Source organism: Cellulophaga sp. BC115SP (genome assembly GCF_009905545.1).
GTDB lineage: Bacteria > Bacteroidota > Bacteroidia > Cytophagales > Spirosomataceae > Flectobacillus > Flectobacillus rivi.
In genome coordinates this window covers 52,435-74,643 of the sequence record NZ_JAAALB010000026.1, presented here as the reverse complement: position 1 = coordinate 74,643, position 22,209 = coordinate 52,435, and the positions used below count along the sequence as shown (strand labels likewise).

Annotated in this window: 18 protein-coding genes; 8 read left to right on the top strand and 10 right to left on the bottom strand. The window is 38.5% G+C overall.

Features of this window, described 5'->3' with window-relative positions; translation table 11 throughout:
• Nucleotides 1-174: 174 nt before the first annotated feature.
• On the top strand, nt 175-882 hold the full coding sequence (locus tag GVN22_RS17820; RefSeq protein ID WP_166552365.1) for an MIP/aquaporin family protein: 708 nt from the start codon (nt 175-177) through the stop codon (nt 880-882).
• A gap of 313 nt (nt 883-1,195) precedes the next feature.
• Here GVN22_RS17820 and GVN22_RS17815 read toward each other — a convergent pair whose 3' ends face one another.
• Entirely contained in the window at nt 1,196-3,679 is a 2,484-nt protein-coding gene (locus GVN22_RS17815; RefSeq protein ID WP_166552364.1) for a carboxypeptidase regulatory-like domain-containing protein, read from the bottom strand.
• Between the two features lie 284 nt (nt 3,680-3,963).
• Here GVN22_RS17815 and GVN22_RS17810 point away from each other — a divergent pair, with 284 nt between their 5' ends.
• Both GVN22_RS17810 and GVN22_RS17805 read left to right on the top strand, forming a co-directional pair.
• Entirely contained in the window at nt 3,964-4,536 is a 573-nt protein-coding gene (locus tag GVN22_RS17810; RefSeq protein ID WP_166552363.1) for a ribonuclease HII, read from the top strand.
• A gap of 38 nt (nt 4,537-4,574) precedes the next feature.
• Entirely contained in the window at nt 4,575-6,059 is a 1,485-nt protein-coding gene (locus GVN22_RS17805; RefSeq protein ID WP_166552362.1) for a GH3 auxin-responsive promoter family protein, read from the top strand.
• Between the two features lie 248 nt (nt 6,060-6,307).
• Here GVN22_RS17805 and GVN22_RS17800 read toward each other — a convergent pair whose 3' ends face one another.
• Together GVN22_RS17800 and GVN22_RS17795 are read right to left on the bottom strand one after the other, a co-directional pair.
• Entirely contained in the window at nt 6,308-6,928 is a 621-nt protein-coding gene (locus GVN22_RS17800; RefSeq protein ID WP_166552361.1) for a hypothetical protein, read from the bottom strand.
• Nucleotides 6,929-7,119: 191 nt separating this feature from the next.
• Complete coding sequence (locus tag GVN22_RS17795; RefSeq protein ID WP_166552360.1) at nt 7,120-7,275, bottom strand: hypothetical protein; 156 nt, start codon at nt 7,273-7,275, stop codon at nt 7,120-7,122.
• A 405-nt stretch (nt 7,276-7,680) separates the two neighbouring features.
• Here GVN22_RS17795 and prfA point away from each other — a divergent pair, with 405 nt between their 5' ends.
• Entirely contained in the window at nt 7,681-8,751 is a 1,071-nt protein-coding gene (gene prfA, locus GVN22_RS17790) for a peptide chain release factor 1 (RefSeq protein WP_166552359.1), read from the top strand.
• A 317-nt stretch (nt 8,752-9,068) separates the two neighbouring features.
• Here prfA and GVN22_RS17785 read toward each other — a convergent pair whose 3' ends face one another.
• A complete protein-coding gene (locus GVN22_RS17785; protein WP_166552358.1) occupies nt 9,069-9,278 on the bottom strand; it encodes a helix-turn-helix domain-containing protein in 210 nt (69 codons plus the stop codon).
• A 189-nt stretch (nt 9,279-9,467) separates the two neighbouring features.
• Between GVN22_RS17785 and GVN22_RS17780 the strand changes: the two genes are divergently transcribed.
• Nucleotides 9,468-11,771 (top strand): TonB-dependent receptor, encoded by a 2,304-nt coding sequence (locus GVN22_RS17780; protein WP_166552357.1) that lies wholly within the window; start codon nt 9,468-9,470, stop codon nt 11,769-11,771.
• A 3-nt stretch (nt 11,772-11,774) separates the two neighbouring features.
• Nucleotides 11,775-12,638: a DUF4249 domain-containing protein gene (locus GVN22_RS17775; RefSeq protein WP_166552356.1), complete on the top strand. Its 864-nt coding sequence runs from the start codon at nt 11,775-11,777 to the stop codon at nt 12,636-12,638.
• A 235-nt stretch (nt 12,639-12,873) separates the two neighbouring features.
• Here the strand turns inward: GVN22_RS17775 and GVN22_RS17770 are convergent, their stop codons facing one another.
• The 6 genes from GVN22_RS17770 to GVN22_RS17745 all read right to left on the bottom strand — a co-directional run bounded on the left by GVN22_RS17770 (nt 12,874) and on the right by GVN22_RS17745 (nt 18,941).
• A complete protein-coding gene (locus GVN22_RS17770; protein WP_166552355.1) occupies nt 12,874-13,452 on the bottom strand; it encodes a Crp/Fnr family transcriptional regulator in 579 nt (192 codons plus the stop codon).
• A 117-nt stretch (nt 13,453-13,569) separates the two neighbouring features.
• Nucleotides 13,570-14,691: an alkene reductase gene (locus tag GVN22_RS17765; protein WP_166552354.1), complete on the bottom strand. Its 1,122-nt coding sequence runs from the start codon at nt 14,689-14,691 to the stop codon at nt 13,570-13,572.
• 111 nt (nt 14,692-14,802) lie between these two features.
• The gene (locus GVN22_RS17760; RefSeq protein WP_166552353.1) at nt 14,803-15,546 is read right to left on the bottom strand and encodes a type 1 glutamine amidotransferase domain-containing protein; all 744 of its coding nucleotides are present in this window, start codon (nt 15,544-15,546) and stop codon (nt 14,803-14,805) included.
• Between the two features lie 148 nt (nt 15,547-15,694).
• A complete protein-coding gene (locus GVN22_RS17755) occupies nt 15,695-16,798 on the bottom strand; it encodes an alkene reductase (protein WP_166552352.1) in 1,104 nt (367 codons plus the stop codon).
• Between the two features lie 185 nt (nt 16,799-16,983).
• Nucleotides 16,984-17,466 (bottom strand): GNAT family N-acetyltransferase, encoded by a 483-nt coding sequence (locus GVN22_RS17750; protein ID WP_166552351.1) that lies wholly within the window; start codon nt 17,464-17,466, stop codon nt 16,984-16,986.
• Nucleotides 17,467-17,912: 446 nt separating this feature from the next.
• The gene (locus tag GVN22_RS17745; protein WP_166552350.1) at nt 17,913-18,941 is read right to left on the bottom strand and encodes a cell wall metabolism sensor histidine kinase WalK; all 1,029 of its coding nucleotides are present in this window, start codon (nt 18,939-18,941) and stop codon (nt 17,913-17,915) included.
• Nucleotides 18,942-19,067: 126 nt separating this feature from the next.
• Between GVN22_RS17745 and purB the strand changes: the two genes are divergently transcribed.
• Both purB and GVN22_RS17735 read left to right on the top strand, forming a co-directional pair.
• Nucleotides 19,068-20,414, top strand: coding sequence for an adenylosuccinate lyase (purB, locus tag GVN22_RS17740; RefSeq protein ID WP_166552349.1), 1,347 nt, complete (start codon nt 19,068-19,070; stop codon nt 20,412-20,414).
• A gap of 382 nt (nt 20,415-20,796) precedes the next feature.
• Nucleotides 20,797-22,203, top strand: coding sequence for an anthranilate synthase component I family protein (locus GVN22_RS17735; protein ID WP_166552348.1), 1,407 nt, complete (start codon nt 20,797-20,799; stop codon nt 22,201-22,203).
• Nucleotides 22,204-22,209: the final 6 nt, after the last annotated feature.

Below are 22,209 nucleotides of genomic sequence, written 5' to 3'. Positions count from 1 at the left end.
GTACAAGTAAATAAAAGATATTTTATGTTTTAGTAATGTAAAGTTTAGGGAATTGAATTTCAGATGTAGGCTTTCGGCAAATAACCTTTATTATATGAAAAAGCCTAATCACTATTCCCTACAAAACTCAACTTATATTCAACTATCCAATCATCTAAATCAAACTATTTGACTATGCATTCAGCTTTTCTTGGCGAACTAATCGGAACAGCAGTTTTAATTTATCTTGGCAATGGCGTAGTAGCCAATGTTTTACTTAAACACTCCAAAGGCGAAAACGCTGGCTGGATGGTCATTACCACTGGTTGGGCAATGGCAGTTACCATAGGAATCTTTGTATCTACGGCGTTTGGGAGTCCAGCGGCACACCTCAACCCTGCTGTAACAGTAGCCATGGCCTGTAAATCTGGCGACTGGTCAAATGCTGGCTCATTTATATTGGCTCAGATTTTAGGAGGAATTTTGGGAGCAACATTGGTATGGATTCACTATCATCCACATTGGGAAAAAACAGAAGATGCTGGTTTGAAGCTGGCTTGTTTTTCGACATCTCCCGCTATCAATAAACCTATCGCTAACGTAATGAGTGAGCTATTAGGAACACTTTTGCTCATTATTGTTCTGGGAGCTTTACCAAGTGTACCAAATCAATTGGGACCTTACGTAGTAGGTTTATTAGTTTGGGCTATTGGCTTGTCATTAGGTGGTACAACAGGATATGCGATTAACCCTGCTAGAGATTTAGGGCCTCGAATTGCTCATGCGATTTTACCCATTGCGGGTAAAGGTGGTTCTGATTGGCAATATGCTTGGGTACCTGTAGTAGGTCCTATCATTGGTGCTATTATCGGTGGACTAGTGATTGCGCAGCTTACTTTTTGAGTGAGTTAGTGATTGACCGAATAAGTGATTAAATTTTACTAGTAGAGACGCAATACTTGCGTTTAAAGAGGTATCATTTTGAATGATACTATCAAAAAAGGCGTTCGAAATTAGTTTTTCGAACGCCTTTTTTACAAACAATTAAGAAATAACCTAAATGTTGAAATTAGGAATGACTCATGTTTACGTTGATACTCTTACGCTATATCTAATTTGACTTGAGACGCAATGATTGCGTCTCTACTGTTACAAATTTTAAAATAATCACTCATTCGATTAGGGATGATATAACATATTTTTTACCCCTTCTCTTCTATTCCGTTTTGGCTTTGATGACCTTTACAGTGGTTCTTCTATTTTTTTGATGTTCGCGTTCGGTGCAGCTAACGCCATCAGAACAACCATTTACCAATAATGACTCGCCATATCCTTTGGCTAACATTCTATTACGTTCAACACCTTTGCTAGCAATATAATCAACAGCGGCTTGCGCACGCTTTGAAGATAAATTGAGGTTTTCCTGAGCATCGCCTCTACTATCAGTATGAGAGCCTAATTCGATAATCATACTTGGGTTTTTCATCAAAGTTGCGGCGAGTTTATCTAATTCTCGAGCAGCATCTTTTCTAATTTTGGCACTACCCATATCGTAATAGATATTGTCAATAGTAATTAAGTCTCCTTCTTTAAACAAACCTAAATCTTGAGAAACCACCTTTGGTTTAGCTTTCTTAATTACTTTACTAATTTTATTAACAGTAGTTCCATAGCCGTCTTTCGATACCTCAAGGGTATAATCACAACCCTCTTCCATATCAAAAGCATATACCCCGTCGGGTCCTGTGATTACTTGTTGTTTGGAACCATTGCACTCATTAATAAAAGTTACGAGTACGCCTTCAATGGGAGTTTTCTCGATTTCGGTTTTAACAATCCCTTTCAACTGTGATACTTTTTCAGTTTTAGTGGTATCAGTTGGTTGAACGATTTCTACAGGAGGAGCATTTTTAGGTTGTACCTCTGGCTGCGTCACAATAGGACCACCTTGTTTTCGTAAAGGAATATCCATGGCAGAAGGAGCATTATCAGATTCTCCTTTGGTCGAAAACCCTAATACATTCGTATTATAGCCCTCTCTTTTTACCGAAATCACATAATCAGTATCACGATTGACACAAAATTGTGTTTGTCCAGATTCGTTGGTTAACAGCTTTTCTTCTGAACCACCCTTCGCCAAAAGGCTCACTTCTGCCTTAGCAATAGGAGTTTTGGTTTCACCCTCCACGATTGTTAGCAACATCTGGCGACAATCATACACATCTGGTGTTTTAGTAAAACGGTAAATATCGTCGTCGTCACCTCTTCGTCTATCGCTACTAAAGTACCCATTTAACCTCTGCCCATCAGTGATAATACCAAAATCATCATTTTCTGAATTAAAAGGTTCTCCAATATTCAACGGTGAACGGTTAGGAAGTCCGTTTTGAGTAGATACGATAAAAATATCTAATCCTCCAGCGCCTTTCAAGCCATCTGAAGCAAAATAAACATTACCTCTTTCGTCTACGAACGGAAAGACTTCTGTACCCTTCGTATTTACTTCTTTACCCAGATTGACAGGCGTTCCCCATTTATTATCTTTATATTCTACCACCCAAATATCCATACCGCCCTGTCCACCTTTACGGTCGGAAGAAAAGTACAAATAACGACCATCTTTTGACCAAGCAGGGTGTGCTGTCGAAAAATCATCTCCATTAAAAGGTAACTCTGTTGCTTCGCTCCATCCCGATTCACTTAGCTCGGCGATATATAACTTTAATTTGGTTACATTATCTTCGCTTCTACCTTGAGAGCCTTCATTGAAGTTATTTCTAGTAAAAATAATTTTTGAAAAATCACTGCTAAAAGTAGCTGGTCCTTCGTGAAATTTAGTATTCAATGTTTTACTAAAAACCTCTGATTCTGCTATTTGTCCTTTAGTCGTTGGTTTTGACACTACTGTTTCAGCTGGAATTGACTCAAAATAGTTGACGGTTTTGGAGTCATTGGCGGTTACCCTTGTATAAAAATCCTTTCCTAATTTTGAAGGGCCTGTTTTGACAGCTTTTTGTTTGGGAGCATTTAATGCTTCTTCCGAAACACCCGTAACTTTATTAATATCGCTGATGTAATACAAATCCAGAAAGCCTTTATTACCAACCAAACTGCTACCTGTGCCTTTTCCTGAACAAAAAACTAATCCGTTTTTAAAATACATAGGACTAAACTCTGGTCGGGTGGTATTAAAATCAAGGTATTCGACCAAATATCTACCATTTTGGGTAAAAGGGTCATTGGATATTCTGGCTACCGTTGATGGCTGATACTGGCGTGCATCGTCGCGAAGTGAAGCCGACAAATTATTGTACTTTTCAAACCATTCTTGCGCTTCCTTGAATTTATTATTTTGTACTAAAACTTGTGCAAAATACAAATATGATTTCAGTTGGTCACCTGAAATTGTGGCAGGAATATCAAATGCTTTACGGTAGGTTTGCTCCGAATTTTCAAATTTACCTACGGCTTTGTAACTGTAAGCCAATTGTAAAAGCGCAGACAAACGTTCGGAAGTACTAAGTTTTTGAGGGTTATTTTGAAGAACTTGTTCAAATTTGGGTATCGCAGTCACAAAACTAGACACCTCAAAATGTCGAGTAGCATCTTTGAGTAAGGAATTACTATTTTGAGACCAAACAGTTGCACTCTGTATCAGGCTCAAAATCAGTACAAATAATTTCTTTTTAACTTTAGGCATTGTGTTAATGGGGGGTTGTAAAAGAAGTGCCTCAAAAGGCCTAGAATCTTCATTTCTAATCGATTGAAAACACCTTCCCAATCCAATTAAAGCATAAATCATGCCAAGCAAGGATTGGATTTTTCTTATATGATTAACCTTATTTTTTCATGAATCTATGGCGAAAATGGGGGTTATGCTTTTACCAAAAACTGCCATTTGGGGTAGTTTAAGGCATAATCTGCTTCAAAGCTCTAGGGAATTGAGATAGTTTTATAAATTTGTATCTCAACAATGCAAAGACTATGCTCAAAAGCTTTTACAATGAATCTCTAATCGAGGCAGGGCTCGACGAAGCTGGACGTGGATGTTTGGCTGGTCCTGTGGTGGCGGCGGCAGTAATTTTACCCAAATATTACGAACACGAACTCTTAAATGATTCGAAGCAACTCAGCAAAAAACAACGTGAATTACTTCGTTTAGACATTCAGCGCGATGCCTTGGCGTGGGCAGTGGCAGAAGTATCTAATATCGAAATCGACCAAATAAATATTCTCAAGGCAAGTATGAAGGCCATGCATTTGGCAGTTGACCAATTACAAATACGACCAGAACATTTGCTGATAGATGGAAATCGCTTTCCTAACTATCCGATGATTCCTCATACTTGTATTGTCAAAGGTGATGCCAAATTTCTCAGTATAGCTGCAGCTTCTGTATTAGCTAAGACTTTTCGAGATGATTTGATGACAGAATTGGCTCAAACTTACTCACATTACGGTTGGGAACAAAATGCAGGGTATCCTACCCCAAAACATCGTAAGGCTATTCAGGAATTTGGAACAACTCCCTTGCACCGAATGACATTTAAGATGTAAATTGAATAAATTTCATTACGCACTTTTCAAGAATTATTATGGGAATAAGAGCCTTTTTGGCAAAACCTTTTGCTGCTTTTGTGATTAATCAACGAAAAAAATGGGAGAAAAATGCCGTTGAAACACAACTAAACCTCATGAAGTCGTTGGTCCAACAAGCTTCGAGTACGCTTTTTGGCAAAGACCACAAATTCTCAGAAATCAATGATTATGAGCAATTTAAGAAAAATATACCTATCCATGATTACGAAGGACTAAAAAGCTATGTGGAGAAAGTCGTAGCTGGCGAGTCAGATATTTTGTGGCCAGACAAACCCTTGTATTTTGCCAAAACATCTGGCACAACATCTGGAGTAAAATACATTCCTATTTCGAAAGAATCTATTGGCTTTCATATCAATGGCGCTCGTGATGCTTTATTGAGTTATGTCCACGAAACAGGTAATTCTTCATTTCTTGACAAAAAATTAATATTCCTTTCTGGTTCGCCCGAAATGACGATGAAACATGGTATTCATGTAGGTCGTTTATCGGGGATTGTGAACCACCATGTGCCTGATTATTTGAGAAGTAATCAATTACCAAGCTACGATACCAATTGCATGGACGATTGGGAAGCCAAGCTTGATAAAATTATTGATGAAACACTTCCTGAAAATATGTCCTTGATTTCGGGGATTCCACCTTGGGTACAAATGTACTTTGACCGTATTCAGGCTCGCACTGGCAAAAAAATCAAAGATGTATTTCCTGATTTTTCAGTCTTTGTATACGGTGGGGTAAATTTTGAGCCTTATCGTGCCAAATTATTTGAATCTATTGGCAAAAAAGTAGATTCTATCGAAACCTATCCCGCCTCAGAAGGATTCATCGCCTATCAGGATTCTCAAAAAGCAGAAGGTTTGTTGTTACTCTTAAACTCTGGCGTATTTTACGAATTTATTCCAGCAGAAGATTATTTCAAACCAAACCCTCGCAGGTTACATATTGGCGAAGTAGAATTAGGGGTAAACTATGCCCTCATTATGAATACCAATGCAGGTTTGTGGGGCTATTCGATTGGAGATACGGTCAAATTTGTTTCTCTCGATCCATACCGTATTGTGGTTTCAGGACGTATCAAGCACTTTATTTCTGCTTTTGGAGAACACGTTATTGGCGAAGAGGTAGAAAAGGCCATGCAATATGCAATGCAAAAACATCCTGAAGTTGAATTAGTAGAATTTACGGTTGCACCACAAGTAACACCACCAGAAGGCGGTTTGCCTTATCATGAATGGTTGGTAGAATTTGCTAAAGCGCCAAACAACCTTGAAGCATTTGCCCATGATCTTGATGAAAAACTTACTCAGCTTAACGTCTACTACGACGATTTGATTACGGGAAATATTTTGCAAAGACTCAAAATCAGAGCCTTAGCGCCAAATGCCTTTATCGACTACATGAAGTCACAAGGTAAATTGGGAGGTCAAAATAAAGTCCCTCGCTTGTCGAATGACCGTAAAATTGCGGATGAGATATAAGTAAGGGGAAAGTAAACAGGGACAGAGGCACAAAGTTGTAATATCACTTTGTGCCTCTGTCTTTTTAGTCATATCTGCTGCTATTACGTGGTCTGCGAAAAATTTCAAGAACTAAACATTTCGAATGTCAGAAGTATAGCCCGCTTTCTTAGACTCATATTTTATAAAACTATTATATGTCAATCTATTTCCGAAATCAAAAATCCCAAATCCGCAATAGTTTGCAAATCCTCATACAGCCCTAATTCCTATTGCTCAATTTTGGTGTTGAGTTTGCTTAGTTGCTTTACATCTACCAATCTAATCACATCTTTTTTAGAGAATTTGATTACCCATAAACCTAATAAATCTCCTTTTTTGCGAGAATCTAAACTATCAATTTTTGTTTTTGTCACAAGTTCCTGCAACTGTGTTTTTGAAATACCTTTCAATTGATTTTCCAATACAACTGGAGACGTAAAATACAAATGTTCTTGGTCTTCGCTCATTTGGATATTATCAATCTGAGGCAAATGATTTTCGGCATTGTATTGATACGCATCTAATATTTCATTCACTTTTTTGCCCAACGCTGGATTTTGTAATTTGATTGGGCTTCCGATTTCGATACCAATACGATACGTTTTTTGCAAAGAATCGATAACACGAACATCGAGGATATTTTTGACTAAACTTTTGTTTAAATCCTGTGTTATTTTTTTCCCCCAATCATCTACTTGCGCTGTAATTTGTGCGCTATTGATACGTTTTACCTGTCTTTCTTTGAGTTCTTTTACAGCCGCAGTTGTATCAACTCTCTTGCTAAAATCACAAGATTGTAAGCCTGTAATGAGGGCTAATAGCCCAATTCCAAATGTTAGTTTTTTCATTGCGATATCGATGGTTTTGCCATTTTACAAATATACTACAGAGCGTAGTCTAGTAAACAAAAAAGCCTCTATTGATTTAGAGGCTTTTTTGTTTTAGTTTTTGGCTGTGGGCATTCGGCAAAACTGATTACTTATTCTGTAAAAAGAAGTTTTTGACTTTATTTCTGAAATCAGACATTCACAATCGTATTTTACCATCTGCCACGTCTACCACGGTATGAGTAGCGCGAATGTCCTCTGTCTGGGACAACAATGACAGTTCTTGGAGGGGGAACTACATATCTATATGCTGGACGACCATAATAAGGTCTGCGATAACCATAATCATATCCGCGTACATGGGTCACACACGATGACACTAATGTTGCAAGTCCTATCAATAGAGCCAATAAGAGGCCATATTTTTTGAATTTTAGATTTTCCATAGCTTTAAATATTTGATAGTCAATTAAGAAGTTAGTATCAATTAGACAAATGTATCTTTAAGAGGTTTATTTCAATGTATTAAAATCAAAAGCCAATAGGTGTAGCTGAAGGAAAAAATGTATCTCTAACGAACCAAAATTCAAGAGAATCATCTTTTCTTTTGCAGGTATCTGTACATTAGACAATAACCACACATTTTTCCCCTATTTTATGGGAAAGAATTTTGTATCTTTGCACCCTGAAAATGAGAAATATAAATTGGGTCAGAACACAAAATAGTTAACTATTCCTTCACTGGCTCATAAAACATATAACATCCACAACCAATGATAGAACAACTAGAAGCCATCCGAGAACGCTTTGAAGAGGTTGCTCAACAAATTACGCAACCAGAAATCGTTTCGGATATGAAGAAATTCAAGACGATTAGTAAAGAATATAAAGACCTCGAAAAGATTGTTAATCAATACAAAGATTATCAAAACGTATTATCGAATATCGAGTCTGCAAAAGAGGTAATTGCTACTGAAAAAGATGAAGAGTTTCGTGATATGGCCAAAGCTGAATTAGAAGAGCTTTTGCCTCAAAAAGACGAAATGGAAAGTGTATTGAAAGAATTACTAATTCCAAAAGATCCTAACGATTCTAAAAATATCATTCTCGAAGTTCGTGCTGGTACAGGTGGCGACGAGGCTGGTATTTTTGCAGGCGACCTTTTCCGTATGTACCAACGCTTTTGCGCAAACCAAGGCTGGCAGTTCCAAATCATGGACTTTACCGAAGCTTCGTCTGGTGGTTACAAAGAGATTATCGTAAGTGTACAAGGCGAAGATGTATATGGTAAAATGAAATTTGAGTCGGGTGTACACCGTGTACAACGTGTGCCTGCTACCGAATCTCAAGGTCGTATCCATACCTCGGCAGCAACTGTTGCGGTACTTCCCGAAGCAGACGAAGTAGATGTTGTAATCAACATGAACGACATTCGTAAAGATACCTTCTGTTCGTCGGGTGCGGGTGGTCAGTCAGTAAACACCACTTATTCGGCGGTACGTGTAACTCACCTTCCAACAGGTTTGGTAGTACAATGTCAGGATGAGCGTTCTCAAATCAAAAACTTTGAGAAAGCAATGACGGTATTGCGTTCACGTATTTATGAAATTGAATTAGAAAAACAACAGTCGGCTATTGCAGGTAACCGTCGCTCGATGGTAGGATCAGGTGACCGTTCTGACAAAATCCGTACATACAATTATCCGCAAGGTCGTGTAACCGACCACCGTATTGGTTATACAGTTTATAACCTTCCTGTAGTAATGGATGGTGAAATTGGCGATTTTATCGATAACCTTCGTATTGCTGAAAATGCAGAGAAATTGAAAGAAGGAGCTGTTTAAGTATGAATGCAAAATAAAATAGCATTAATACGCTCTAGGCTATAAGCCGTAGGCATTAGGCAAAAAATTAAATGCATGATATTGAGAAATACTTATGCTTATGGCATATAGCTTAATGTCTTTAGGCTTTCAGGTATCGGCTTTTGGAGGTGAGCTTTGGTGAAAAGCATGTTAAAACTCTTTGCCTAGTGTCTGTTGCCTTGTGCCTAGGCATTTTAAATCTGATTTTGCACAATTACTTGAATCTCCGTTTATATAAAAGCTCATGTCAAGAAATTGGCATGAGCTTTTACTTTTTCACCTATTTGTCTTTTTACTTAAGGTCTTTTCTTGGCGATAAAAAACCTACCTACTTCACATTCAAGCACAGTTGATATTCTTCCTAAGTCAGTGACGGACATAGATACTCTGTCATTTTCAATTTTCGATAAATAGGATTGTGACATACCGAGTAACTCGGCCAGATGTGATTGTTTGAAACCTTTTTCTTTACGAACTTTTTTGACGATAGAACCTCTGAATTGCATAGAATTAATGTTTGGAGATTAAATTAATTTGTGTAGTAATAACGTATGTATAAACGTTGCAAAAGTACGCTTTCGTGTAGAAATATTCCTGTAAAGAATAATTGAAATGTTAAAAAGCTTGTAAACGGTCATTTTAGCATCAAACTTTGCTTCATACACATACTACTTACACTTAGTTTTAATATTTCTATGCGCAAATTGTATCTATGGGCTTTATTCCTATTAACTACCTTTCAAAGCCTTTCTCAGACCTTAAGTGGCTATGTCCGTGAAGCTAAAAGTCAAGAATCCCTCAGCGACGTACACATTCGAGTCAAAAATACTCGTATTGGAACCACTTCCAATGTTTATGGTTTTTACTCCATCAAACTTGATGCAAGTCGGGAATATGAGCTGGAGTTTTCGAAAGTGGGTTATCAAAGTTTTTCAAAAAAAATGCTATTGACAGCAAATCAAAATCTTATCGTCGAGCTCACGCCATCTAATACGCTTTTGGAGGAAGTAAAAGTTCATAACACTGACAATGAAGACCCGAGTACGCTGTCTTTACAAATGTCTGATGTAAAACAGTTACCTTCTTTTTTAGGAGAAAAAGACGTCTTAAAAACTTTCCAACTATTACCTGGGGTTCAAAAAGGCAATGAAGGCTCACAAGGACTGTCAGTACGGGGTGGTGGCTCAGATCAAAATTTATTAATGCTCGACGACGCCGTTGTGTACAACGCTTATCATTTATTTGGTTTCTTTTCAGTATTCAACAACGACGCTATCAAGCAAGCCGACCTTTATAAAGGAGGCTTCTCGGCCAAATATGGCGGACGTACTTCTTCTGTATTAGATATGCAAATGAAAGAAGGGAGTCACGAAAAATTTCATGGAGAAGGCAGTATTGGGCTACTCAGCAGTAAAATTACCTTGGAAGGACCCATCAAATTCAAATACCCTACTTCCTATATTGTTTCGGCTCGTAGAACGTATGTCGATTTGATATTGCCCAGAAGTCTTGATATAAAAAATACCAGTTTTTATGATCTAAACGCCAAGATTAATACCGAATTCAATGCGCATAATCGCTTGTATTTGAGTGGTTATTTTGGAAGAGATGTCTCAAAAGATATTATCAAGTATAGGACTTCGGGTTTTGGCTGGGGCAATGCCACCGCAACACTTCGATGGAATCACCTTTTTTCAGATAAAGTCTTTGCTAATACTTCCTTAATTTTTAGTCACTTTCGATTTAAGATTTTCCAAGAAGAGGATTTTGGGCAAAAATTCTACGAAGAATATTACTCTCAAATACAAGATTTTGGGTTGAAATCTGATTTTGACATTTATCTCAATCCTGCTCATACACTCAAAGCGGGTATATTGGCAACCCATCACCAATTTACCCCAAGTGCCTATATCTACAATCAATATTCGCAAAGCATAAACACCGATAGAATTAAGCAAACCAATGGTATAGAAAGCGCTATTTATCTTGAAGACACTTGGCGTATTTCAGAAAAAATACAGGTACGTGCTGGCTTAAGAGCCTCCAATTATTTTGTAGATAGCAAAGCTTACCATAATCTCGAACCTCGTTTGAATGCTTCTTTTCAGGCTACTAAAAATTTGAACATTACGGCTTCTTACGCAAGAATGAGCCAGTATTTGCACTTATTATCCAATTCATCATTAGACTTGCCAACAGACCTATGGGTTTCGTCAGGTTCCAAAATTCCTCCTCAACGCTCAGACCAAGTGACTTTGGGTTTTACCAAAAACTTCAGCAACTCTCCTTTTTCTTTATCTGTAGAAGGTTATCATAAATCTTTAGAAAACGTGATTGGATACAAGGATGGAGCTAGTTTTTTACTATTAGACATCAAAGCCAATAAACGATTGGATGGCTCTAACTGGGAAGACAATATTGCTATAGGCACAGGAAAGTCCTACGGAATGGAAGTTTTGCTACAGAAAAACACAGGTCGCCTAACGGGCTGGATTAGTTATACGTTGTCGCAGGTCAAACATCGTTTTGCTGACCTAAACAATGGGAAAGAGTTTTTCCCTCGCTACGACCGTCGTCATGCTTTATCGTTGGTTGGTATTTATCAGCTCAAGCCTCATATTACCTTGTCTGGTTCGTGGATTTATGCCACAGGCAATACCCTGACGGTTCCTATTGGGCAATATATACCCGAAACGCATCAGTTCCCTGTCCAGTCAGACTACCCAACTTCAGATGGTTCGCTCGTAGTGGCACGTGTTTATGATGAAAGAGGAAACTTTAAAGCGGCTGACTATCATCGTTTGGACGTGAATGTTCGTTTTTCAAAACAAAAGAAAAAATTTCTGCGTGTCTGGGAGTTGGGCGTATTCAATGCTTACAACCGCGTAAATCCTTTTTACTATGAAAGTCAAGACGCCCCTAATTCAACACAGCGTAAACTTTACCGCAAAGGTTTATTTCCTATTATCCCATCTATTAGTTATCAAATCAAATTCTAACCTATGAAAAAGTGTATCTATCTTTTTGTCCTACTGCTCACGATGTGCAGTTGTGAAAATTTTGGTGTTTTTGAGGAAGATTCTATCGTAAAATCAACCACCCATCCCTATGTATTATGTTTTTTATCGCCTCAAGATACCGTCATTCAGGTGACAGTCAAAATGACGACACCCACTGTCGGCGAGGGCTCAGGCACTTCAAATCAATACATTAGTAATGCTAGAGTAATTTTAAGAAATGAACAAAATCAAGAGGTAATTCTTCAGTGGAATGAACAGTTGAAAAAATATATTTCGTCAAAAAACTTTTTCAAAATTGAAGCTCAAAAGCAATATCGCTTACTAGTCACTACACCCAAGGGAGATAGCGTTTCTGCCAGTTGTATCATTCCTAGCACGATTGACTCCAATACGGTTTCTGTAACCAGAGCGACTTTTAATCTTGAAAATCCTATGGCTTCTCTGCCATACTATTTACGATGGAAAGATATTGGAAACGAGAAAAACTATTATGCTGCTTTTGGTCTCAACTATGAAACAGATACACTTGAGCACAAAACCTATCTTACAGGTGTAGATGCGCAGCGAACTATTTCTGACGACAATATTCAAAATGGCATAATCGAATATCCGATTGTAGGCGGTATCTATCCTTACAAAAGATTGGAGAAAAGCCATACAGGTAATTTTATGTTTTATATCTGTCAGACCGACGAGCATTATTATCGTTACCACAAAGAATTTTCACAAATCAATGACCTCTCCAGTAGTGAGCCCATGAAGCTATATTCAAACATGATAGGGGGATATGGCGTTTTTGCTGGCTACAACGGCGTAATGCTAAGAGCAGACAAATGGTACGAATAGTAGTGGCTATTGCGGATTTGGGATTTCAGATTGCGGAAATATACTTAAGTAGAAAGGAAGGATTAAATCAATAGTATACCTGAGGTGCAACCAGGACATAACATTTTGATTATGAACACCTTCAAATAACCGATATACTATTAACTAATAACGTCTTCCGACTTATAATTTAAAAAGTGGGCTATACTTCCGAAATCCAATATCTGAAATCCGTAATAGTTTAAAATTCATCATTTTACTTATTATGCTTACCAAGGCGGCTCAAGGTTTCGCGAGAAACGCCCAGATAGGCTGCAATCAAGGTTTTTGAAACCCTTTGGAAGAGTTGTGGATATTGAGTCAAAAGTAAATCGTACTTTTCTTGAGCTGAGTTTTGCAATAAAGACAAAATACGTTTTTGGAGTGCTACATAACCAGCATTAGACTTTTTCCTAAAAAAGTGTTCCATTGAATGCCACTTGCGACAAATTTCCTCACGTGCTTCGTAGGTAAGCTCCAATACTTCACAGGGCTCTAGGGCTTCTACGCACATAGTGGCACGTGCCTGCGAAGCGTGTGCAGGGAAATCTGAAACCCACCAACTTTCTAAGGCAAATTGTACGATATGCTCACGCCCATGCTCGTCGTGACAAAAGGTTTTAAGACAACCCTTTACCACAAAATATTCTTGTAAAACAGTTTCTCCACCACGAATGAGCAGTTCTTTTCTTTTTACCTGTTTAGGTTTAAAAAAAGTAAAAACCTCTTCGAATGTATCTTCGTCAATCTCAACAATTTCGGCAATATGGTTTCGTAAAAAAGTCTTTGCATCCATAAAACAAAAATACATTGGTATCGACGAATACCAATGTATGGAGGCAAAAGATGTATTATTGAGTGAGTGATGGTAAGTTGAGGGGTTGGGATAAAACCCTTTTTTCTAAATCTCCAATCACCCATTCACCAACTGTTCTTCCTCGTAAGTCTTCCAGTCTATATACCCTTCCAACATCAAGCCATAATGTAGTGCTCGGTTGGGTGGGGTTATTGGCCAATTGTTCTTGAGGCGTTCAACCAAATCTGGATTGGCGATAAAGTCTTCTCCAAAACCAGCCAAATCAATCAAATTGGCATCGATAAGTTCTTGTGATTTCAGACGATTCATACCTCCTGCCAAAATCACTACGCCCTTATACCAAGTACGAAAACGCGCCAAGAATCCATCAGGCAAAGCATAACTACCTCTCGATTGTTGGTCCATGAGATGGATAAATGCAATGCCTCTTTTGTATAACTCTTCAGCTAGATACTGATAGGTTGAGTCTATTTCATCATAATGTGGCAACTCGTGCATACCTCCATAGGGGGTCAAACGAATAGCTACTTTTGAAGCACCGATTTCGGCAATACAAGCATCTATAGCTTCAAGCAAAAATCTTGAGCGATTTTGAATCGTACCACCATATTCATCGGTACGATTATTAATCATTGGATTTAAGAACTGCTCAATCAAATAGCCATTTGCTCCGTGAAGCTCTACCCCATCAAGGCCTGCTTCAATGGCATTTTTGGCAGCTTTTGCAAAATCTTGTACTACTTCTTTTACCTCCTCAGTCGTCAAAGCACGAGGTTTTGAACATTTCACAAAGGTCTCTTTCCCATTTTCATCATATCCCCAAGCAAAAGAATTTTCTGCTTGAATATCCGACGCCCCTACTGGCGCCTGACCATTGGGCTGATTGGATACGTGCGACACACGTCCGACATGCCACAACTGGGTAAAGATTTTTGCACCTTTTTGATGTACTGCCGAAGTTACTTTTTTCCAACCTTCAACTTGTTCAGCAGTATAAAGCCCTGGAATATGTAACACTCCCATAGCCGTATTCGAAATGGCTGTTCCTTCGGTAATGATAAGTCCAGCGCCTGATCTTTGCTGATAATAAAGTGCATTATTATCATTTGGAATGCCATCGAAATTGCGCGCACGTGTCATGGGCGCCATCACAATTCTATTTTTCAATGCCAATGTTCCAACCGTAGTTGGTGCGAATAGATTGATTGTTGAGTTCATTTTTTTGTAAGAGGGGTGAGTCACTAGGCACCAGTAGTTAGTTTTTTAAGTATTTACCATAAAACTGATGCCTAATGCCTCTTTGCCTATCCCCTGTTTTGAGTGAAAAACTTATTTCTTTCCCAATACAAGAACCACTTCCTCTGCCATTTTCTTTGCAGATTGAGGGTTTTGACCTGTTATTAATTTGCCATCTACTACTACATATTCAGACCATGCTGGAGCAGAGGAATAATGGACACCACGTTTTTTGAGTTCGTCTTCTAAAGAAAATGGTACAACTTTCTCTAGTTTCACGGCAATTTCTTCCTCATTTGAAAAACCTGCTACATTTTTTCCTTCTAGTAAATAGCGATTATTGCCCAAACGAATATTCAATAAGCCTGAAGGTCCGTGACAAACAGCACTAACCACACCGCCTTTTTCATAAATTTTACTCGCTATTTTGGCTAATTCCTCATTATTGGGAAAATCCCACATGGTACCATGTCCTCCTGCATAATGAATCGCTACGTAGTTCGAGGCTTTTACTTGTTTGGGCGTAAGTGTATGATCTAACTTGTTTTTGTAAACAGCGTTTTCCCAAAACTCTTTATTTACCTGGTCTGTCAAATCAAATCCGTCAACAGGAGGCTGCCCACCTTGTGGACTTACAAAGTCAACTTCGTAACCAGCTTTGGTAAATACTTCCCAAGGGTGACTTACTTCGCTCAAATAATATCCTGTTTGTTTACCAGTATTACCTAATTCGGCATGACTTGAAAGCACAATTAAGATTTTTCCTTTTGATTTTGTCTGGGCAATACCCCAGAAAGACAACACGCTCAGAGCGATTGTCAATACGATGTTTTTCATAAAATAAATAATTTGATTGCGGATGGCGGAGGGCGGATTGCGGAAGTAAGTGTATTATAGTACTTTGAATTACATTCTACAAACACGAAGATAAGTCTCTATATTTCCGAAATCAGAAATCCCCAATCCGAAATTGTTAGAGCCTAGCTCATTCACCAAATACGCCATAGTCTGTGTATCCTGCAGCACCACCTCCAAAGTATTTGGTTCGGTCGCCTTCGTTGAGAGGCCAGTCATTTTGCAATCTGGCAGGTAAGTCTGGATTAGCAATAAACGGACGACCAAAAGCAATCATATCTGCCCATCCTTCCGCCAAGGCTTTTTCTGCACGCTCCTTACTATACTTTCCTGCATAAATCATCGTGCCTTTAAACGCTTGACGAAGTGCATTTTTGAACGCGATAGGCATATCTGGCGCATTATCCCAATCTGCCTCCGCAATATGGATGTATGCTACACCCAAATCTTGTAGCAAAGTTGCCGCCGCCAAATATGTTTCTTCAGGGTTGTCATCGACACAGCCTTGCAAGGTAGTCAAAGGTGCTAACCTTACTCCTACACGCTCTTTACCTACTACATGGCACAAAGTTTCCACCACTTCCTTCAAAAAACGAAGTCGATTTTCTAAGCTTCCTCCGTATTCGTCGGTACGAGTATTGGCTTGACTGTCGATAAATTGATTGATGAGATACCCGTTGGCTGCATGTAGCTCTACTCCGTCAAAACCAGCATCTAGCGCATTTTGGGCAGCTTTTGCAAAGTCTTGGATAATTGACTTGATTTCAGGAATGGTTAAAGGACGAGGGGCTGAGTGTTGAATCATACCACCAACACCCGCTTCTGGACCTCTATTTTCTGGATCGATAAATACTTTTACCCCCTCAGCTACTAGAGGCGATGAAGATACTGGCGCTTGACCATCGGGTTGTAAAGAAGTGTGTGATACCCGCCCAACATGCCATAGTTGAGCAAACATTACTCCGCCATATTGATGAACGGCATTTGTGGCTTTTTTCCAGCCTGCTACTTGTTCTGGCGTATAAATCCCAGGCGTCCAAGCGTAGCCTTGACCTTGCTTAGATATTTGTGTTCCTTCCGAAATAATTAAACCTGCAGATGCTCTTTGGCTGTAATACTCGGCCATTAAATCGGTTGCTACGTCACCTTTTGCAGCTCTCGAACGTGTCATAGGTGGCATGACAATACGATTCTTAAGCGAAATATTTCCTAACGAATATGACTTAAATAACATAACCCATGTTGTTTTGATTGATGTTACAAAGTTCATACAAAGTAGGCACTCGAACCTGTGACCTAGGTCACAAGTTTAGGGAAGTTGTGAGGGAACAGGCACTAGGCATCAGTGATGGACCAAATACGAACACGTTTTCTCTTATTTCACTCGTTGCCTTTTTGCCTGTTCCCTAACCCCTCCTTCTATATTTCCTTCACATAAAAATGTGTATCTACAGCCATGATTGGGAAGCTTGATGGTAAATCTTGTTTGGGGATATAAGTAAAGCCATTTCTTTCATAAAAACGGATAGCAGCTTGTAAACGCTCTATTGTACCAAGATAAAGATGTTGCATTTGTGCCTCTTGCGCCTTTGTTGTAAGTGTATCAAGCAGTTTTTGTGCAATGCCTAATTCTTTTCCTCTAAATTCCTTCTTCACAAACATTTTACGGATAGCACCAATTGGTCCGCCACAGTCAATGAGGGCAATGGTACCTACTACCTCATCGCCTTGAACAGCCACCCAAAAATCACCATTACCATGTTGATAAAAATTGGGTATTTCTAACAAATCGGGTTGGTCTTGGATAGTGATTGGCACCTGAAACTCCACTTGTTGAATAGTCAGAATCAAATTTACAATTTGCTCTGTGTCGTGCGATTGAAAAGTTCTAATTTGAATCATGGGATAGTATAAATGCTGAATTATGAGTTGCGAATTGTGAGTAAAAAATAAGATTGAATCATTTAGCTTTCGGTTATCAGCTATGGGCACTCGGTAAAATGTTTCTTTGGTTTCCTAGAAAAGAAAAGATATTAAACCTTTTATAGAGCATAATACATACAGCATAGTAATATAATTTTACTTAGCACTTCAAAATAAGTAATCACTTACGTAACTATTTACGAAATTAAAAAAATGGATAAATAGTTCAACATTTTTACCTAATTTTTTTGATAAACTTGAATAAAAAAGCGCCGTAGGGGCAAAAGAACACCAACTATCGTGAAGTCTTTCGCACCTACCGCGCTATAAAAGGAATATAAGACAATATTTAATAACTTGTATTTTAGGCAAGGGCAAAGGACAACTCATCACTCACAACTCAAAACTCATCACTCAAAGCTCTCTCATTCTTTCGATAACTTAAATGAAAAAGAGGTGCCTTTATCGGGTTTAGATGCTACCGTAATTTTGGTTTTATGTGCATTCAAAATATGCTTTACAATAGCCAACCCTAATCCAGAAGAACCATCCGAGCGACTGCGGGCTTTATCGACACGGTAAAAACGTTCGAAAATTCGGCTTAAGTGCTCTGGAGCAATACCTGGTCCATTATCTTTTACCGAAATACGCCAATCTTTCTTTTCATCTTCAAATAATACCAATACTTTTCCGTCTTCATTTCCGTATTTAATCGCATTTTCAACCAAATTGGTAATCACTTGACCAATACGCTGTGCGTCGGCTTTTACCCAAACTTGACTTTCAGGAGATTTTATTTGAAGGCTCACATTTTTGGTTTCGGCCTTACTTTCTAATTGTTCAAAAACTTCTTTCGTAATTTGTTTGACATCTACACGCTCACGATTCATGCGAATATCCCCTGTTTCCATTTGAGAAAGTGTGAGTAAATCTTTTACCAAAATATCGAGCCCATCCAAACTTTTGGCAGCTTTGGTCAAGAACTTCACTCGTACACGCTCGTCGTCCATAGCTCCATCTAATAGCGTATGAACAAAACCTTGTGCTGCAAAAATGGGCGTTTTAAGTTCGTGCGATACGTTGGCTAAAAATTCACGACGATATTTTTCAAGTCTTTTTAACTCATTAACTTCTTGTTCCTTTTTAGAAACATAGACAAACAATTCATCATTCAGTTTTTTGAGTGGATTGGCATTTTTGTAGAGCTTTTTGCGAGAAACCCCAAAATCTTTCATCTTCAAACGATTGATGGTATCATACATCTTGTTGATTTCTTGAAATACCAAGTAATCAAGTGTAAAATAGATTAGCAATCCTGCGATAATAAATGAAGCGATAAAACAGATAAAGAGAATGTTGGCGTTGGCCTCGGGCAAAAAAGAGAGAAAAGAAGTCGTAAAAATGGCAATTACTATCGAAAGTAGCGTGGCCAACAACTTGGGATTTAATAACATAACTTCAACTTTAAGGAATAATTCATCAAAGTTTGGGCTTTTTTTCGAAACTCTTGGTGTTTGTTGTGTTAAATCTCAGGATATGCAAGCAAAAACTTTGTACCTTTGCACTTTGAAAGCATAATTATGGAACTGAATCAATTATCTGCCATTTCTCCAGTAGATGGACGCTACCGCAAGCAAGTAGAAAGTCTTGCTCCTTATTTCTCAGAATTCGGACTAATCAAGTACCGTGTCCTTATCGAAATCGAGTATTTTATTGCGCTCTGCGAAATTCCATTGCCACAACTCGAAGGTGTCAGCAAAGACCTTTTTGGAGCCTTGCGTGACATTTATCGTAATTTTTCTGAAGAAGATGCTCTTTGGATCAAAGAAACCGAAAAAGTAACCAACCACGATGTAAAGGCGGTTGAATACTTTATCAAACATAAACTTAGCAATTTTGGTATTGAACAATACCTTGAGTTTATCCACTTTGGTTTGACTTCGCAAGATGTCAACAACACAGCTATTCCACTTTCGTTGAAAGATGCTATGGATGCGGTTGTTTTACCAAAACTTCAAGAGGTTATTGAAAAAATCAAAGCCTTGGGTGAAGAGTGGAAAGATGTAGCTTTGTTGGCACACACTCACGGACAGCCAGCCTCTCCTACTCGCTTAGGCAAAGAGTTTTGGGTATTTGCCGAACGTCTTGAGCGCCAAATGGACTTATTGAAAACGATTCCTTACTCTGCCAAATTTGGTGGGGCAACAGGTAACTTCAATGCTCACAATGTAGCATATCCTGAAACTAGCTGGATTGATTTCGGTAACAACTTCGTAGGTTCTTTGGGTTTGTCTCGTAGCAAATACACTACACAAATCGAGCATTACGATAACTTGGCGGCTTTGATGGACAATCTCAAACGCCTTAATAATATTGTATTAGACCTTGACCGTGATGTTTGGACATACGTATCGATGGGCTATTTCAAGCAAAAAATCAAGGCAGGCGAAGTTGGTTCGTCGGCGATGCCACACAAAGTAAACCCAATTGATTTTGAAAACTCAGAAGGTAACGTAGGTATTGCAAATGCTTTGTATGAGTTTTTGGCGGCAAAATTACCAGTTTCTCGTTTACAGCGTGACCTTACTGACTCTACGGTATTGCGTAATTTGGGTGTGCCAGTAGCACATCAAATTATTGCATTAACAGCATTATTGAGAGGTTTGAACAAATTGGAATTGAACCAAGATGCTATCAATACCGACCTTGAAGATAACTGGGCCGTTGTAGCCGAAGCGATTCAAACGATTTTACGTCGCGAAGGTTATCCACAACCTTATGAGGCATTGAAAGCCTTGACTCGTAAAAACGAAAAAATCACGTCAAAAACGATTGCGAACTTTATCGATTCGCTTGAAATTAGTGATAAAGTGAAATATGAATTAAAACGTATTTCTCCTTTTAATTACCTTGGAATCTTGGAGTAAGATATTGGTCTTCAGCTATTGGCAATAAGTTTTCAGCAACAAAAGCTGTTTTTCTAAAGTGCTCAAAAGTAAGATTAAAGCTTTTATTCTACCATTTTTGTATTTTTTTGAAAAACTTTTTTTGAAAAACAAAAATTCGAATTAAGTTTGCAAAAAATAAAAAAATCAGATTTTCTAAAAATGACAACAAATTTCAAAAATACAGCATGGTGGTGGCAACTGACGAAACTCGGTTGAGCAGTACCTTATTGTGTTTTCGGAAAAATATATCATTCGAAAAGACCTACTGTTCAACCAGTAGGTCTTTTTTTGTGTCCAATTGATTTTGCCAAAAGTTAACCATTGATTCTAACAGGTAGAAAACCTACCACACCCTAACATCATGAAATTTACCGTTCAGACCGTTCAGAAAAAGAAGTTAGCCGACACGATTACTCCAGTGGGGGTATTTCTCAAACTCAGAAACAAGTTTAAGAATACCGTAATTCTAGAAAGTGCTGATTATCATGGCAAAGAGCATGGCTATAGCCATATTGCTTGTGATCCAGTGGCGAGTTTTATCATCGACAACGATGTGGTAACTCAAACTTTCCCCGATGGTACCGTCGAAACATTTACCTTAGCTCGTCGCAAAGATGCTGTACAAGCTTTGTTAAATTTTGCTGAAAGATTTGAATGGAACAGACAACCTGATTATGCGCCAATGGCCAACGGGATGTTTGGACATATTTCTTATGATGCCGTAGAATATTTTGAGGATATTGAGATTCAAGAAAAGAACGAGAATACCGAAATTCCACAGATTATCTATTATGTATATCGTTATGTAATTGCGATTAATCACTTCAAAGATGAGCTTTCATTGTATGCCCACGAATACAATGATACAACAGCACCATCTTTAGAATCGCTCGAAATGTTGCTTGATTTGCCTCACTATGCGACAAAATCATTTACGGTAACTGGCGATGAAATTACAAATGTTACCGACGACGAAATGCGTGAGGTAATCAAAATTTGTATTCAGCACTGTTTGCGTGGAGATGTATTCCAAATTGTGCCTTCACGTCGTTTTAGCCGTACTTTTGAAGGTGACGATTTCCAAGTATATCGTGCATTGCGCTCGATAAATCCATCGCCTTATATGTTCTATTTTGATTATGAAAATTACCGTATTTTCGGAGCATCACCTGAAAAACAAATTCAAATCAAAAATGGACTCGCTGAAATTCACCCAATTGCAGGCACATTCCGTCGTACGGGTGACGACGAAAAAGATGCCGAATTGGCTCGTCAGCTCCACGCCGACCCTAAAGAATCTGCCGAACACGTTATGTTAGTTGACTTAGCACGCAATGACTTGTCTCGTAGCTCGGATATTGTTAAAGTTGAAACTTTCAAGGAAGTTCAATTCTTCTCGCATGTAATCCACTTGGTATCTAAGGTCACAGGTCACATGACAGCTGGTACAAACCCATTGCAATTGGTAGCAGATACGTTCCCTGCTGGAACGTTATCAGGCGCACCAAAACACAATGCTATGACCATTATCAATCGCCTCGAAACTACCAACCGTCATATCTACGGTGGGGCTATTGGGTACATGGATTTCCAAGGTAATTTTAACCATGCTATTGCTATTCGTACATTCTTGAGCAAAAACAACACACTTTATTACCAAGCAGGAATGGGTGTAGTGGCAAAATCTGTTATCGAAAGCGAAATGCAGGAAGTACACAACAAATTAGCAGCCTTGCGCAAAGCATTGGAAGTAGCCGAACAAATCTAGTATTCA

What these genes read in the sequence shown, in the direction of transcription:
- GVN22_RS17745 (WP_166552350.1), bottom strand. Translation starts at nt 18,941, where the DNA reads ATGTTATTAAATCCCAAGTTGTTGGCCACGCTACTTTCGATAGTAATT.
- GVN22_RS17775 (WP_166552356.1), top strand. Translation starts at nt 11,775, where the DNA reads ATGAAAAAGTGTATCTATCTTTTTGTCCTACTGCTCACGATGTGCAGT.
- GVN22_RS17760 (WP_166552353.1), bottom strand. Translation starts at nt 15,546, where the DNA reads ATGAAAAACATCGTATTGACAATCGCTCTGAGCGTGTTGTCTTTCTGG.
- GVN22_RS17810 (WP_166552363.1), top strand. Translation starts at nt 3,964, where the DNA reads ATGCTCAAAAGCTTTTACAATGAATCTCTAATCGAGGCAGGGCTCGAC.
- GVN22_RS17820 (WP_166552365.1), top strand. Translation starts at nt 175, where the DNA reads ATGCATTCAGCTTTTCTTGGCGAACTAATCGGAACAGCAGTTTTAATT.
- GVN22_RS17770 (WP_166552355.1), bottom strand. Translation starts at nt 13,452, where the DNA reads ATGGATGCAAAGACTTTTTTACGAAACCATATTGCCGAAATTGTTGAG.
- GVN22_RS17765 (WP_166552354.1), bottom strand. Translation starts at nt 14,691, where the DNA reads ATGAACTCAACAATCAATCTATTCGCACCAACTACGGTTGGAACATTG.
- GVN22_RS17805 (WP_166552362.1), top strand. Translation starts at nt 4,575, where the DNA reads ATGGGAATAAGAGCCTTTTTGGCAAAACCTTTTGCTGCTTTTGTGATT.
- prfA (WP_166552359.1), top strand. Translation starts at nt 7,681, where the DNA reads ATGATAGAACAACTAGAAGCCATCCGAGAACGCTTTGAAGAGGTTGCT.
- GVN22_RS17780 (WP_166552357.1), top strand. Translation starts at nt 9,468, where the DNA reads ATGCGCAAATTGTATCTATGGGCTTTATTCCTATTAACTACCTTTCAA.
- purB (WP_166552349.1), top strand. Translation starts at nt 19,068, where the DNA reads ATGGAACTGAATCAATTATCTGCCATTTCTCCAGTAGATGGACGCTAC.
- GVN22_RS17755 (WP_166552352.1), bottom strand. Translation starts at nt 16,798, where the DNA reads ATGTTATTTAAGTCATATTCGTTAGGAAATATTTCGCTTAAGAATCGT.
- GVN22_RS17815 (WP_166552364.1), bottom strand. Translation starts at nt 3,679, where the DNA reads ATGCCTAAAGTTAAAAAGAAATTATTTGTACTGATTTTGAGCCTGATA.
- GVN22_RS17800 (WP_166552361.1), bottom strand. Translation starts at nt 6,928, where the DNA reads ATGAAAAAACTAACATTTGGAATTGGGCTATTAGCCCTCATTACAGGC.
- GVN22_RS17735 (WP_166552348.1), top strand. Translation starts at nt 20,797, where the DNA reads ATGAAATTTACCGTTCAGACCGTTCAGAAAAAGAAGTTAGCCGACACG.
- GVN22_RS17785 (WP_166552358.1), bottom strand. Translation starts at nt 9,278, where the DNA reads ATGCAATTCAGAGGTTCTATCGTCAAAAAAGTTCGTAAAGAAAAAGGT.
- GVN22_RS17750 (WP_166552351.1), bottom strand. Translation starts at nt 17,466, where the DNA reads ATGATTCAAATTAGAACTTTTCAATCGCACGACACAGAGCAAATTGTA.